The 13,813-nt window shown below is 72.6% G+C and carries 13 protein-coding genes; 6 read left to right on the forward strand and 7 right to left on the reverse strand.

The genetic code is table 11. The features are described from left to right. Window positions 1-87: 87 nt before the first annotated feature. Window positions 88-1,584, reverse strand: coding sequence for a D-alanyl-D-alanine carboxypeptidase/D-alanyl-D-alanine endopeptidase (dacB, locus tag V9U70_RS06590; protein ID WP_336673514.1), 1,497 nt, complete (start codon window positions 1,582-1,584; stop codon window positions 88-90). An 86-nt stretch (window positions 1,585-1,670) separates the two neighbouring features. On the opposite strand from dacB, the gene V9U70_RS06595 reads away from it, so the two are divergent. The 4 genes from V9U70_RS06595 to wrbA all read left to right on the forward strand — a co-directional run bounded on the left by V9U70_RS06595 (window position 1,671) and on the right by wrbA (window position 6,055). Continuing rightward, entirely contained in the window at window positions 1,671-2,165 is a 495-nt protein-coding gene (locus tag V9U70_RS06595) for an inorganic diphosphatase (RefSeq protein WP_003968257.1), read from the forward strand. Window positions 2,166-2,342: 177 nt separating this feature from the next. Further along, the gene (locus tag V9U70_RS06600) at window positions 2,343-4,046 is read left to right on the forward strand and encodes a threonine/serine exporter family protein (RefSeq protein ID WP_336673515.1); all 1,704 of its coding nucleotides are present in this window, start codon (window positions 2,343-2,345) and stop codon (window positions 4,044-4,046) included. Window positions 4,047-4,188: 142 nt separating this feature from the next. Beyond that, window positions 4,189-5,154 (forward strand): DUF368 domain-containing protein, encoded by a 966-nt coding sequence (locus V9U70_RS06605; protein ID WP_336673516.1) that lies wholly within the window; start codon window positions 4,189-4,191, stop codon window positions 5,152-5,154. A gap of 277 nt (window positions 5,155-5,431) precedes the next feature. After that, window positions 5,432-6,055, forward strand: a complete 624-nt coding sequence (gene wrbA / locus V9U70_RS06610) for an NAD(P)H:quinone oxidoreductase (RefSeq protein WP_336673517.1) — start codon at window positions 5,432-5,434, stop codon at window positions 6,053-6,055. Window positions 6,056-6,318: 263 nt separating this feature from the next. Here the strand turns inward: wrbA and V9U70_RS06615 are convergent, their stop codons facing one another. From V9U70_RS06615 to V9U70_RS06635, 5 genes are all read right to left on the reverse strand, one after another. Beyond that, window positions 6,319-7,146: an ABC transporter permease gene (locus V9U70_RS06615; protein WP_336673518.1), complete on the reverse strand. Its 828-nt coding sequence runs from the start codon at window positions 7,144-7,146 to the stop codon at window positions 6,319-6,321. Further along, window positions 7,143-8,138, reverse strand: a complete 996-nt coding sequence (locus tag V9U70_RS06620) for an ATP-binding cassette domain-containing protein (protein ID WP_336673519.1) — start codon at window positions 8,136-8,138, stop codon at window positions 7,143-7,145. The genes V9U70_RS06615 and V9U70_RS06620 overlap by 4 nt, the downstream gene beginning before the upstream one ends. Window positions 8,139-8,289: 151 nt before the next feature. Further along, the gene (locus V9U70_RS06625; protein ID WP_336673520.1) at window positions 8,290-8,931 is read right to left on the reverse strand and encodes a PadR family transcriptional regulator; all 642 of its coding nucleotides are present in this window, start codon (window positions 8,929-8,931) and stop codon (window positions 8,290-8,292) included. Between the two features lie 362 nt (window positions 8,932-9,293). After that, window positions 9,294-10,751 (reverse strand): aldehyde dehydrogenase family protein, encoded by a 1,458-nt coding sequence (locus tag V9U70_RS06630; protein WP_336673521.1) that lies wholly within the window; start codon window positions 10,749-10,751, stop codon window positions 9,294-9,296. A gap of 54 nt (window positions 10,752-10,805) precedes the next feature. Then, the gene (locus tag V9U70_RS06635; protein WP_336673522.1) at window positions 10,806-11,669 is read right to left on the reverse strand and encodes a helix-turn-helix domain-containing protein; all 864 of its coding nucleotides are present in this window, start codon (window positions 11,667-11,669) and stop codon (window positions 10,806-10,808) included. Between the two features lie 356 nt (window positions 11,670-12,025). On the opposite strand from V9U70_RS06635, the gene V9U70_RS06640 reads away from it, so the two are divergent. Next, the gene (locus tag V9U70_RS06640) at window positions 12,026-12,532 is read left to right on the forward strand and encodes an ATP-binding protein (RefSeq protein WP_336673523.1); all 507 of its coding nucleotides are present in this window, start codon (window positions 12,026-12,028) and stop codon (window positions 12,530-12,532) included. Window positions 12,533-12,792: 260 nt separating this feature from the next. Here V9U70_RS06640 and V9U70_RS06645 read toward each other — a convergent pair whose 3' ends face one another. After that, the gene (locus V9U70_RS06645; RefSeq protein WP_336673524.1) at window positions 12,793-13,035 is read right to left on the reverse strand and encodes a DUF397 domain-containing protein; all 243 of its coding nucleotides are present in this window, start codon (window positions 13,033-13,035) and stop codon (window positions 12,793-12,795) included. A 251-nt stretch (window positions 13,036-13,286) separates the two neighbouring features. Between V9U70_RS06645 and V9U70_RS06650 the strand changes: the two genes are divergently transcribed. Then, on the forward strand, window positions 13,287-13,799 hold the full coding sequence (locus V9U70_RS06650) for a hypothetical protein (protein WP_336673525.1): 513 nt from the start codon (window positions 13,287-13,289) through the stop codon (window positions 13,797-13,799). Window positions 13,800-13,813: the final 14 nt, after the last annotated feature.

Below are 13,813 nucleotides of genomic sequence, written 5' to 3' on the forward strand. Positions count from 1 at the left end.
GTGGTGGGGTCTTGCACCGCTCTTCGGGTGCCGGGGCGGCCCGGGGCCCGGCAGTCGGCCCGGGCCGGGAGACGGCAGAGGGCCCGGTCAGGAGCCGCCGGCCGTTTCCCGGCGGCCGGGGGCGGCCAGGGCGGAGGCCAGTGCGTCGAGTGCGGATTCGGCCGCGGCGGGCGAGGAGGTGTCGCGGGCGAGGAAGGCGAAGGCGAGGAGGCGGCCCTGCGGGTCGACGACGGTTCCGGCGAGGGAGTTGACGCCGGTGAGGGTGCCGGTCTTGCCGCGGATCAGACCGCTGCCGCCCGCGCCGTCGTCGAAGCGGTTGTCGAGGGTGCCGCTGAACCCGGCGACCGGGAGGCCGGTGAGGACGGGCCGCAGCTCGGGCCGCTTGGGGTCGGCGGCCCGGGTGAGGAGCCCGGTGAGGAGAGCGGCGGTGACCCGGCCCTGGCGGTCCAGGCCGCTGCCGTCGGTGAGGCGGGCGCCGGCGACCGGGACCCCGAGCTTCTTCAGCTCCGCGGTGACGGCCCGGCGGGCTCCGGCGAAGTCGGCGCTCTCCCCGGCGGCGAGGGCGGTCTGCCGGGCGAGGGCTTCGGCGATGTCGTTGTCGCTGTTGGTGAGCGTCCGCTCGACGAGGGCCGAGAGGGGGGCGGAGCGGTGGGTGGCGACGGTGCGGGCCCTGGCGGGCGCCCGGGCCTCGCGGGACGCGCCGGCGACGTCGACGCCGGCCTTCTCCAGGTGCCCGGCGAAGGTGCGGGCCGCGGCGCCCGCGGGGTCGCCGGCGCGGGGGGCCGGGCCGCGGTCGCTGTCGTCGAGGCGGCCCTCGTCGGCCATCAGGGCGACGACGGGGGCGATGTTGTCGTTGGGGCCGATGGGGTGGCGCTCGGGGCCGGTGTAGCGGGAGGTGTCGTGGGTCAGCCGCACCGAGGTCCGGCCGCTCTCCCGCAGGGCTCGGGCGGCGGTGGCGGCCAGGGTGCGCAGTGCGGCGGGGGTGAGGGTGGGGTCGCCGCCGCCGACGAGGGTGAGGGTGCGGGAGTCGGGGGACAGCCGGACGGTGGTGGCGATGCGGTGGTCCGGGCCGAGGGCGCAGAGCGCGGCGGCGGCGGTGGCGATCTTGACGGTGGAGGCCGGGACCATCGGGACGGCGGCGCCGTGCCCGTACAGCTGCTTCCCGGTGGCGGTGTCGACGACGGACGCGGCGACCCGGGCGCCGAGTCCGGGCACGCCCAGGAGCGGGGCGAGGGTGTCGCGGAGGCCCGCGGAGTCCTGGGGGGCGTCGCGGACGGTGGCGCCGAGGGCGGGGAGGACGGGCGGGGCGCTGGGGGCCGGCCGGGGGTGCTCCGGCGTCGGGCGGCCGTGATGTGCGCCACCTGTTCGGCCCGCGGCGACCGCCGCATCCCGCTCGGCCTTACGCTGACCGTTGTCCCAGGGGCCGGCGGCGAGGACGGCGCCGGCAGCGACGACCAGGCCGAGCACGGCGGAGCCTGCGATGACCTGCCAGGTGTGCGACCCGTTGTGCGTGTTCTTCGGGACCTGCTGCCTGTCCCCCGGGTCCGACGCGCGGTCCGACGGTCTTCCCACCGGCTCGGCCACCGTTGACCAGCCCCTTTCGCGAGCACTCTTCTGCGTGGGGGACACTTAACCACCCGTCGTATGTGTTGATCATGGAGGAGCCACCCGTGGAGTTCGACGTCACCATCGAGATCCCGAAGGGTTCGCGGAACAAGTACGAGGTGGACCACGAGACCGGTCGGATTCGCCTGGACCGTCGACTCTTCACCTCGACCAGCTACCCGGCCGACTACGGCTTCGTCGAGAACACCCTCGGCGAGGACGGCGACCCGCTGGACGCGCTGGTCATTCTGGACGAGCCGACCTTCCCCGGCTGCCTCATCAAGTGCCGGGCCATCGGCATGTTCCGGATGACCGACGAGGCGGGCGGCGACGACAAGCTGCTGTGCGTCCCGGCGTCCGACCCGCGGGTGGAGCACCTGCGCGACATCCACCACGTGTCGGAGTTCGACCGCCTGGAGATCCAGCACTTCTTCGAGGTCTACAAGGACCTGGAGCCCGGCAAGTCCGTCGAGGGCGCCGACTGGGTCGGCCGCGCCGAGGCGGAGGCCGAGATCGAGGCCTCGTACAAGCGTCTTGAGGCGCAGGGCGGCGCGCACTGACGTCCCTCTTCCGGTTCCGTTCGTGAGCCGGACGGCCGTACGGGAACGGGCGGCACACCTGCACGGGTGTGCCGCCCGTTTCGCTGTCCGCACTTCTGCGCGTCGCGGCCCTTGCCGGTGGCCATACTGGGCAGACGTCCGGCCGAGGGATGTGCAGTCGAGAGGGAACGAGGTCGAGTGGTGGCGGAATCGGGCGGTCCTGAGGACCAGAAGCCCCAGTCCGACGAGGCGCACAGCGCCTTCGTCCCCCCCACCGGGACGAGCCATCAGGCGTCGCCGCCCGAGGAGGACCATCCGACGTCGGAGTTCGCCCTCCCGACCGGACTGCACCCCGAGCCCCATGTTCCGGCCGCCGCGGGAGGGGGGCCCGGGGGCGGCGGCTCCTCCGACACGCTGAGTTCCGCTTTCGCCCCGCCGAGCACGTACAGCGCCCAGCAGTCGCCGCCCGCGTTCACCCCGGCCCAGGGCATTCCGATGGTCCGGGTGACCAAGGAGGCTCCCTGGCAGGACCGCATGCGCACGATGCTGCGGATGCCGGTGACCGAGCGCCCGGCCCCGGACACCGTCCAGCGCACCGACGACGAGACCGGCCCGGCCGTGCCGCGCGTGCTCGACCTCACGCTGCGTATCGGGGAGCTGCTGCTGGCGGGCGGCGAGGGCGCGGAGGACGTCGAGGCGGCGATGTTCGCGGTGACCCGGTCGTACGGTCTCGACCGCAGCGAGCCGACGGTCACGTTCACGCTGCTGTCCATCTCGCACCAGCCGTCGCTGGTCGACGATCCGGTGACGGCGAGTCGCACCGTGCGCCGCCGGGGCACCGACTACACCCGACTGGCCGCGGTCTTCCGGCTGGTCGACGACATCACCAGCTCGGACACCGAGGTCTCCCTGGAGGAGGCCTACCGACGGCTCGCGGAGATCAGGCGTAACCGGCACCCGTACCCGGGCTGGGTGCTGACGGCCGCCGCCGGGCTGCTGGCCGGTTCAGCCTCCGTGCTGGTCGGCGGCGGGCTGCTGGTCTTCGTGGTGGCGGCGACGGGCGCGATGCTGGGCGACCGGCTGGCGTGGCTGTGCGCCGGGCGCGGGCTGCCGGAGTTCTACCAGTTCACGGTGGCCGCGATGCCGCCCGCCGCGATGGGCGTGGCGCTGACGCTGTCCCACTCGACGGACATCCGCCCCTCCGCGGTGATCACCGGTGGGCTTTTCGCCCTGCTGCCGGGGCGGGCGCTGGTCGCGGGGGTGCAGGACGGGCTGACCGGCTACTACATCACCGCCTCCGCCCGGCTGCTGGAGGTCATGTACTTCTTCATCGGGATCGTGGCGGGCGTGCTGATCGTCCTGTACCTGGGGGTGCAGCTGGGCGCCCAGCTCAACCCCGAGGCGCAGTTCGTGCCGTACAACGAGCCGGCGCTCCAGATCCTGGCGTCGATGGGGCTGAGCCTGGCCTTCGCGGTCCTGCTCCAGCAGGAGCGCTCCACCGTGCTGGCGGTCACCCTCAACGGCGGCGTCGCGTGGATCGTCTTCGGGGCGATGGCCCGGACCGGGGACATCTCGCCCGTGGCGTCGACGGCGGTGGCGGCCGGTCTGGTGGGCCTGTTCGGGCAGTTGTTCTCGCGCTACCGGTACACCTCCTCCCTGCCGTTCATCACGGCGGCGATCGGGCCGCTGCTGCCCGGTTCCGCGACGTACTTCGGTCTGCTGGGCGTGGCGCAGAGCGAGGTGAACCGGGGCCTGACATCGCTGTCGACGGCGGTCGCGACGGCGCTGGCCATCGCGATCGGGGTGAACCTGGGGAGCGAGATCTCCCGGCTGTTCATGCGGGTGCCGGGCGCGGTGGGCGGGGCGAGCCGCCGGGCGGCGAAGCGGACCCGCGGGTTCTGAGGACGACGCGGCGCCCGGGACCCCTCCGGGCCCCCTCCCGCTTCTCCGGCCGCCGCGGTGCGCCGCCTAGAATGGCCCTCTACTCCCCTCAACGGCCGAGAGCCGATCCGCGGCCCAGGGCCGCCAGCCGAAACAGGAGATCATGGCGAAGCCATCCGGTCACCACGTCTTCAACGCCTTCCGTGGCGCTCTCATCGGCACCGCGGAGGCCGTCCCCGGCGTCAGCGGGGGCACCGTCGCCCTGATCACCGGCGTCTACGAGAAGCTGATCGGCGGTGCCGGGCACGTCACCAGCGCGCTGCGGATGGGCGCGTCCGACCTGCCGCGCGGCCGCGGAGCCGCACGCGCGAGGGCCGAGCTGAGGAACGTCGACTGGATGGTCCTCGTTCCGCTGCTGGTGGGCATGGCGGCGGCCCTGGTGCTTTCGGCCAAGCTCATCGCACCGGTGGTCGAGGAGCACCCCCAGTTCGCGTACGCGCTGTTCTTCGGCCTGGTGCTGGCCTCCCTGTGGGTGCCGTACTCGGGTTCGGGGAAGCGCTGGACCGGCGGGAACTACGCGCTCTGCCTGGTCGTCGCGGTGGGCGCCTTCCTCCTGACCGGGCTGCCGCCCGGTGAGATGCCGACCCACCCGGTGGTGGTCGCGCTGGCGGGCTCGGTCGCGATCTGCGCGCTGGTGCTGCCGGGTGTCTCCGGCTCGTTCCTGCTGCTGACGCTGGGCCTGTACGAGCCGACGATCGACGCCCTCAACGAGCGTGACTTCGGGTACCTCGCCGCCTTCGCGCTGGGCTGCGTGGTGGGACTCGCGCTCTTCGTGAAGCTGCTGAAGTGGCTGCTGGAGCACTACCACCACATGACGCTGGTCGTGATGACCGGCCTGATGGCCGGTTCGCTGCGCGCGCTGTGGCCCTGGCAGGACGACGACCGCGGGCTGCTCGTCCCCAGCGGTTCTGTCGGTCTGACCTGCGGTCTGATCGTGCTCGGCGCCGCCGTGGTGATCGGCGTCCTCGTGGTGGAGCACCGCTCGCGCGCAGCGGAGCCGAAGGAGCCCGCCGCCGCGCAGAAACGCGGTCGGCACGCGCGCGTGGCCTCGGGCTCCGGGCGCGACTGAGCCCGCCCGCGGCCGACGGGCGGCTGAGCTCACGGGCGACGGGCGACGGTCCTGCCCGGGCGACCCCGGACCCCGGGCGAACGGCGCCGGCAGCACCGGTCGAGGGCGCCCCGCCGCGGCGGGGCGCCCTCTTCCCTGTGTCGTTCCGCGCGGTGCCACGGACCCTGCCGCCCGGCAGCGGTGGGCGCCGTACCCCGGTGGGTCACCCGAGCTGCCGCGTCCGCCATGTCCTCCTACGGTGAGGTACGTGGCAGCAGGCACGGCAGAAGGAGCCCCCATGTCCACGTCCGTCAACGTCGCCGTCATCTACTACTCGTCCACCGGCACCGTCGCCACGATCGCCAGAGCCGTCGCGGAGGACGCGGAGCGGGCCGGAGCGCGGGTGCGGCTGCGCCGGGCGGCGGAGCTCGCCCCGCAGGCGGCCATCGACTCCAACCCGGCGTGGGCCGCGAACGTGCGGGAAACCGCCGACATCCCCGAGGTCTCGCCGGACGACATGGTGTGGGCGGACGCGGTGATCCTCGGTTCGCCGACCCGGTACGGGAACGTCACCGCCCAGCTCAAGCAGTTCCTCGACACACTCGGCGGCCTGTGGCAGTCGGGGCAGCTCGCCGACAAGGTCTACAGCGGCTTCACCTCCAGCTCGACCGCCCACGGCGGCCAGGAGTCCACGCTGCTCGCGCTCTACAACACGATCCACCACTTCGGCGGCATCCTCGTCGCGCCCGGGTACACCGACCCCTCGAAGTTCGTCGACGGCAACCCGTACGGCACCTCGCACGTGTCCGGGCAGGGCGACATCCCGGTCGGCGAGGAGACCCTGACCGCCGCGCGGGTGCAGGCCGAGCGCGTCGTGAAGTTCACCCGGGCGATCAAGGCGGGGCTGGCCTCCGAGGGCTGAGCACCGGCAGCAGGGGGACACGACGGAGCCGAGCGAGCCGGGAGAAGGGCCTTCCCATGCCGCTCCACCGAGGCGCCCGCCCGCAACGACGGGGTCTCCGCGAATCCGGCCGAGCTGCTGATCGGGGACCTCAAGCGGCTGCTGCCCGAACCGCGGTCGCAGCGGCGCCCGTCGGGCCGTGCCGGCCGGCCGACACGGCCTCCCCCCACTGACGGCCGCTCGCCCCCTCCCACCGGCTCAGCCGCGCGGGCCTGCTCGCCCCGTCACCGGCTCAGCCGCGCGAACCTGCTCACCGCCAGCGGGAAGAACACCGCGATGATCGCCAGCGGCCACAGGACCGCGAGGAGGTGGGCGTGCTCGGCGGCCCAGGAGCCGGTCGCTCCGCCGGGGGCGCCGAACAGGTCCCGTACGGCGGTGGCCGTCGCCGACAAGGGGTTCCACTCCACCACCGCCCCCAGCCAGCCCGGCATGGACGCGGGGGTGGCGAACACGTTGGAGAGGAAGCCGACCGGCCAGACCAGGATCTGGACCCCGGTGACCAGCTCGGGCCGCCCCGCTGCCAGGGCGAGCTGGATGCCGACCCACAGCATCGCGAACCGCAGCAGGAGCAGCAGCCCCAGCGCCGCCAGGGCGGCGGCCGGTCCGTGGTGCCAGCGCCACCCGACCGCGTAGCCGACCCCGGTCATCACCGCGAGCGCGGCCGCCGACTGGAGCATGTCCGCGGCGCTGCGGCCCACCAGGACCGCGCCCGAGGCCATCGGCATCGAGCGGAAGCGGTCGATGACGCCCTTGCCGAGGTCCTGGGTCAGCGCGAGCATCGTGCTCTCCAGGCCGAAGGCCATGGCCAGGGTGAGCATTCCGGGGACCAGGAACGCCGTGGGGTCGCCGTCCACGCCCCGGCCGCCGCCGACCAGGTACGTGAACATCAGAAGCAGCATCACCGGAAAGGCCAGCCCCACGAGCACCTGGACGGGCTGGCGGGCCCAGCGCGCCAGTTCGCGGCGGGTCATCGTCCAGGAGTCGGCCACCGCCCGGCCCAGCCGGGCCGGCGCCCCGCCGTGCGGGCCGGGGGCCGTCGTCGTCGCGCTCATGCCGCCGCCCCCGTCGTGCGGGCGTCCGGGACGGCCGGGCCGTCCGCCGGCCGGTCGGCCTCTTCGGCCCTGCCGCCGGTGAGGGTGAGGAACACCTCGTCCAGGGTGGGGCGGCGCACGGCGATGTCCTCCGCCTCGATGCCCGCCTCCTCCAGCGTCCGCACGGTCCGGGCCAGGGCCGCCATCCGGTTGGGGGCGGGCGCGCCGATCAGCCTCCGGTCCTCGTCCAGGGTCAGGTCCGGGCCGCCGAGCAGCGCGGCCGCCTCCACCAGGCGGGACGCGTCACGCAGGACGACATCGATCCGGTCGCCGCCGACCCGGGCCTTCAGCTCGTCCGGGGCGCCCTCCGCGACCGCCCGGCCGCCGTCGACGAGGGAGATCCGGTCGGCCAGCTGGTCCGCCTCCTCCAGATACTGCGTGGTCAGCAGCACCGTGGTGCCGCCGCCGACCAGGGAGCGCACCGCGCTCCACACCTCGGCCCGGCCGCGCGGGTCGAGGCCGGTCGTCGGCTCGTCCAGGAACAGCACCTGCGGCTCGGTGATCAGCGAAGCGGCCAGGTCCAGCCGTCTGCGCATGCCGCCGCTGTACTGCTTGACGGCCTTGCGCCCGGCGTCCGCGAGACCGAACCGCTCCAGCAGCTCGTCCGCCCGGCTGCCGGCCCGGCGCGCCCCCAGGTGGTACAGCCGGCCGAACATCTCCAGGTTCTGCCGCCCGCCGAGCTCCTCGTCCACCGCCGCGTGCTGCCCGAGCAGCCCGATCCTGCGCCGCACCTCGTCCGCCCGTCCACGGACGTCGAGCCCTGCCACGGTGACGCGGCCCGCGTCGTGGCGCAGCAGCGTCGACATGATCCGTACGGCGGTCGTCTTGCCCGCTCCGTTGGGGCCGAGCAGCCCGTGGACCGTGCCCCGGCCGACCGCGAGGTCCAGCCCGTCCAGGGCCCGCTTCTCCCCGTACCTCTTGTGCACGCCGTCCATGACGATCGCCTCGGTCACGCTGTCCGCCACCTTTCGTAGTCAAACTTGACTAGCGCATCGAAAGTAACGCGCGCTCTTGCATTCGTCAAACTTGATTAGCTGCGGCGTCCGGAGATCACGCGGCCCTCAGGGTCCGCGACCGCCCGGCCGTCATCGCCCGGACCGGCCGTCATTCGGCGTCGCCGGGGTCGGGGACGCCCGTCGCGTAGGGGTTCTCCTCCCCTTCGCCCAGCACCCCGACGAAGGGGTCGCCCTCGCCCGCGAAGGTGTACGCACCGCCCTCGATCCGCTCGATCAGGCCACGGGTCCACTGGGCGCCGGAGTCGGCGGAGTGCACCCACAGGTTCATGATCTCGCCGATGTGACCGACGGACTCAGGGCCCTCCTCCGGGGTGTAGTAGTCGGTGACCGCGGTCCGCCACTCCTCGATGCCCGTGATCCGCTCCCTGAGCAGCGCGACCGCCTCCTCACGGGGCAGGTCGACGATGAACCCGATCGCCGCCGACAGCACGTCCATGCTCTGGTCGTAGGAGCGGATGGCCGTGCGCAGCAGGGCGCGGTACTCCTCCACGCCCCGCTCCGTCACCTCGTACTCGGTGCGGGGCGGGCCGCCGACGGTGGAGGGCGCGGTCTCGTGCGCGAGGAGCAGCCCCTGCTTCGCCATCTGCTTCAGGGCGTGATAGATCGAGCCCGGCTTCGCGTTGGACCACTCGTGCGCACCCCAGTACTCCAGGTCGTTGCGGACCTGATAGCCGTGCGCGCGGCCGTGCATGCGCACCGCGCCGAGGACCAGCAGCCGGATCGCGGACATCCCACCCATCCCTTCCCCGGGGTTCGCGGGCCGGGGTATCCCCGGCCGGGGCCCGTGCCGGGCTCCCTCTCCGAGGCTTCCTACTCAACTTCGACCAGAGGCTGTCCCGCAATCCCTGGTGGGCCAGCGCGCGGCGTCGGACGCGGCGCGTCGCACGGCGGAGGGACGTCCGCATACGGGATGCATGCGGACGCCCCGACAACGCGGCGAGGCGCCGCGTCCGTCGTCGTGCGCCCGCCAGGGGCTATCACGGGGCAGCCCTCAGGGTAGTCGCCCGCCTGCGGGCCGGCAGGGCGGTGTGCGGCGGCGCCGAACGGGCGGGCGTACGAGGGGCCGGGGCGCGCCCGGCGGTGGCGGCCCCGTCAGAGCGGGAAGACCGAGCGGCCGTGCTGGATCGACATCCACCGCTGCGTGGTGAACGCCTCCACCACGGCCTCCCCGTTCAGCCGCCCCATGCCCGAGGTCTTCTCACCGCCGAAGGCGGCCAGCGGATCGTCCTGCACGGTCGAGCCGTTGACGTGGAACATCCCGCTGACGATCCGCCGGGCGAACCGCACCCCGCGTTCCGCGTCCCGTGTGTGGACCGCGCCGCTGAGGCCGTACGGGCCGGCATTGACCCTCCGCACGGCCTCCTCCTCGCCGTCGAACGTCATCAACAGGGCCACCGGTCCGAGGATCTCCCGGGTGAGCAGCGGGGAGTCGGCCGGCAGGTCCGTCAGGACGGACGGGGCCACGACGTTGCCGACGGTCCGGCCCCGCACGAGCGCCGTCGCGCCGTCCGCCACCGCACGGTCGACCAGGGAGTCCAGGGCGTCGGCCTGGAAGGCGTTGATGAGGGGACCGATCCGGGTCTCCGGGTCTCTCGGGTCCCCGGCCTTGAGCGCGGCCACCTCTGCGGTGAAACGCTCGGTGAACTCCGCCGCGACCGAGCGGTCGAGGAGAATCCGGTTGGCCGCCATACTGACCTGCCCCTGATACAGGAAGCGGCTGAAGACGGCGGCCCGGACCGCGTAGTCGACGTCGGCGTCCTCCAGCACCACCAGGGCGCTGTTGCCGCTCAGTTCGAGGATGGTCCGCTTGAAGGAGCCGGCCGCGGTGGCGGCGATGTGCCGGCCGACCCGGTCGGAACCGGTGAACGAGATCACCCGGGGCACGGGGTGCTCGATGAACGCCTCGCCGATCTCCGCGCTGTCGGTGATGACGACGTTGAGCAGTCCGGCCGGCAGCCCGGCGTCCTCGAAGATCTTCGCCACCAGTCCGCCGCCGACGACGGGCGCGTTCTGATGCGGCTTCAGGACGACGGCGTTGCCGAGCGCCAGGGCGGGCGCGACCGACTTCATCGCCACCAGGAACGGGAAGTTGAACGCGCTGATCACGCCCACCACCCCGACCGGCAGCCGGTAGAGCCTGTTCTCCCTGCCGTCCCCGACGGCAGGGAGCAGCCGACCGGTGGGCCGCAGCGCCTGGCGGATCGCCTCACGCAGGAACTCCGCGGCGCCGCGGAGCTCGTACCGGGCCCGCGGCCGGGTGCCGCCCAGTTCGTCGATGATCGCCTCGACGATCTCCTCGGCACGCTCCTCGGTCACGCTGAGCGCGCGCTCGAGAACGGCACGGCGCTCGTACGGGTTGGTGGCCGCCCATTTCCGCTGCGCCCGCTCCGCGGCCCGGTAGGCCCGGTCGACCTCCACCGCGGTGGCCACGGTGATGGAGGCGAGTTTCTCTCCGTTGTAGGGATTGAAATCGATGATGTCCCACGAGCCGCTGCCACTCAGCCACTCACCGTCGATGTACTGGTGGGCCAGTTCACGGAAGAAGGACATGCAATCCCTTACTGCAGGCGCAGACTCCTGATGTGGCGTCATCCTACTGAGAAATCACGTCAGTTGGAGCAGCCCGCGCAGGAGATCCCGGCTCTCGTCCGGAGCGGGGCTGTCCTGGCACAGGTTCACCATGGCCTTTTCGTACTGGGCGACCTCTTCGCGCTTGTCCAGATAGAGCGCGCTCGTCAGCTGCTCCAAATAGACAATGTCCGACAGGTCGGATTCCGGGAAGCGCAGCATCGTAAAGGAACCGCTCTCGCCCGCATGGCCGCCATGGCTGAAGGGCATCACCTGGAGCGTGATGTTCGGCTGCTCCGACATATCGATCAGATGCCGCAACTGGGCCCGCATGACGTCGCGTTCGCCGTACGGGCGGCGCAGCGCCGCCTCGTCGAGGACGGCGTGGAACGTCGGTGCGCGCTCGGAGACGAGGGCCTTCTGGCGCTCCAGACGCAGAGCCACCCGGCGGTCGATCTCTGCGGTCGAGGCCCCGCCCATGCCGCGCGAGACGACGGCGTGGGCGTACGCCTCCGTCTGGAGGAGGCCGTGCACGAACTGGACTTCGTAGATCCGGATGAGGGAGGCGGCGCCCTCCAGGCCGATGTAGGTCTGGAACCACCCGGGCAGCACGTCTCCGTAACTGTGCCACCAGCCCGCCACGTTGGCCTCCCGGGCCAGTCCGAGGAGGGAGTCGCGCTCCGCCTCGTCCGTGACGCCGTAGAGCGTGAGCAGGTCCTCGACGTCCCTGGCCTTGAAGCTCACCCGTCCCAACTCCATGCGGCTGATCTTCGATTCGGAGGCCCGGATCGAGTAGCCGGCCGCCTCACGGGTGATACCGCGCGACTCCCGCAGCCTTCTGAGCTGAGAGCCCAGCAGTATGCGCCGCACCACCGATCCACTCGACTCGCCTGCCGACACTGGTCCGACCCTCCCCATCGCCTACCTGGCACTCGGAACCCCCCGAACCCCAAGTGCCGGATTCTGCCACCAAAACGCTTCAGCCCGTACTCATTCGATTACGGAAATGGGAAGACGTCCTGAAAGCTCCGAAACTGCCCTCGGGAAGAAATACCCAAGAACCACCACGGTATCGGGCAGGTCCGGCGCGTGCACGTGCATCTGCCCTTGCATCTGCCCTGCGCATTCGGAACCATGGTCCCTGCGCACCTGCGTGCTCGTGTTGTGCCGCTGTACCCCCCGCAGTACCGCTACAGGCAGTGCCGCTACAGCCGCGAATCCCGGGAGTGCCTCGTATGGGGACGAATGGATCGACGATGCTCGAGCCGTTACGGCAGGGGCTTCCCCCAACCGACCCCTCAGGGGTCGCCGGATCGGCATCGTGCGCTCTGCCCTCCTGCTACGAAGCGGTGGGCGGGGCCAGGAAGTTCACCAGATCCACCCTGGACCGCTGGGACCTGGGCGACCGGTTCGACGACGTCGCCCTGGTGGTGTCCGAACTCGTCACCAACGCCCTGCGCCACGCGCTGCCCGACGAACCGCCGCGGGAGTACCAGGACCCGCCGGTGCGGCTGCACCTGATGCGCTGGGCCTCGCGTCTGGTGTGCGCGGTGCGCGACCCCAGCCGGGAGAGCCCGGTGGCGGGCGAGGCCGCGGATTCGGCCGAATCGGGGCGGGGGCTGTTCCTGGTGGAGTGCGTCAGCGACAGCTGGGGCTGGCACCCCTCGCCCGCACCGGCGGGAGAGCTGCCGTCCGGCCCGCTGTACGGCAAGGTCGTCTGGGCTCTCTTCCGGCTCCAGAAGGACGGCGGCCCAGACGTCTGACCGGCCGTGCGGCCACTCCGGCGCCAGGGGACCGGCCCGTCGCCGCGCCGTGGGCCTGCCTGCCGCGCCGCGGGCCGGCCTGCCGCGCCGCGGGCCGGCCTGCCGCGCCGTTCAGCCCCTGCGGCCGCCTGCCGCCGCCGCCGGTCGCCCGACTCCGCCCGCCGCTCGATGCCGCCGTCGCGCTCGTCGCCGTGACCCTGCGGTACGCCCCGCGCCCGGCGGCCGTCACCGCGTCGCGGCACGCCCCGGGGGCTCCGCCGTCAGCCGCCGGTCGCCAGGTGGTCGAACTCGCCGTCCTTGACGCCGAGCAGCAGAGCTTCGATCTCGGCCGGTGTGTAGACCAGGGCGGGCCCGTCGGGGTGACGGGAGTTCCGCATCGCCACATTCCCTCCGGGCAGTTTCGCGAACTCCACACAGGAACCCTGGGAGTTACTGTGCCTGCTCTTCTGCCAGACGACTCCGTGAAGCTCTGTGGCCGCCATGCCGTTGTACACGTGGTGCACAGGACGCTCCCCGAGTTGCAAGGTGCAAGTGTCAACTACCTCGGATCATAGCTGTGTTCATATGCCAATGCATGAGCAGATGCACGTGCACGCGGGGTGTTGCCGCGGTTACAGCCTTTCCCCCGGTCGGCCACTCCCTGGAGAGAGACGTACGGCACCGCTATTTCGCTCCCGTTTACCGGAGTCGGCCCGGACCGGCTTGGTAACGTAACGCGGTCTTTCGGCCGGGAAACAGCAAGGGGGAACTCCACGTGACCGGATTCGTACGCACCGGCGCCGTCGTCGTCACCGCTCTCGCCGCCTCCCTGGCGCTGACCGCGTGCGGCAGCGACGACGAGGCGGGCACGGACACCGGCGCCGGCCCCACGGCGAGCGCGACGCCCGGCGGCGACAGCGGGAAGGGCCCCGGGGAGTCCGCCGGGGGCGGCGGCACGGACGTCGCCGCGCTGGAGGGCACCTGGGCAGGGCTGACCGACGGCAAGAACGTCACCGTGTCCATCGCCGCGCGCAAGGTCGCCCTCGTCGCCGACCGGTCCGTCTGCCAGGGCGATGTGCGGGACAGGGGCGGGGAGCCGGTGCTGGCGCTCACGTGCACCGGCGGCGGGAAGGACCGCACCATGGGTGCGGTCGAGTCCCACGACGGCGAGAAGTTGGTGGTCTCGTGGGACGGCGGGATCACGGACAGCCTCGCCAAGGCCGGCCCGGACAAGCTCCCGACCGGCCTGCCGTCGCTCCCCGGCTCCCCGGGCCTGCCCACGCCGTAGCCCGGGAGCCGTGG

Source organism: Streptomyces pratensis (assembly GCF_037137275.1).
GTDB lineage: Bacteria > Actinomycetota > Actinomycetes > Streptomycetales > Streptomycetaceae > Streptomyces > Streptomyces pratensis_B.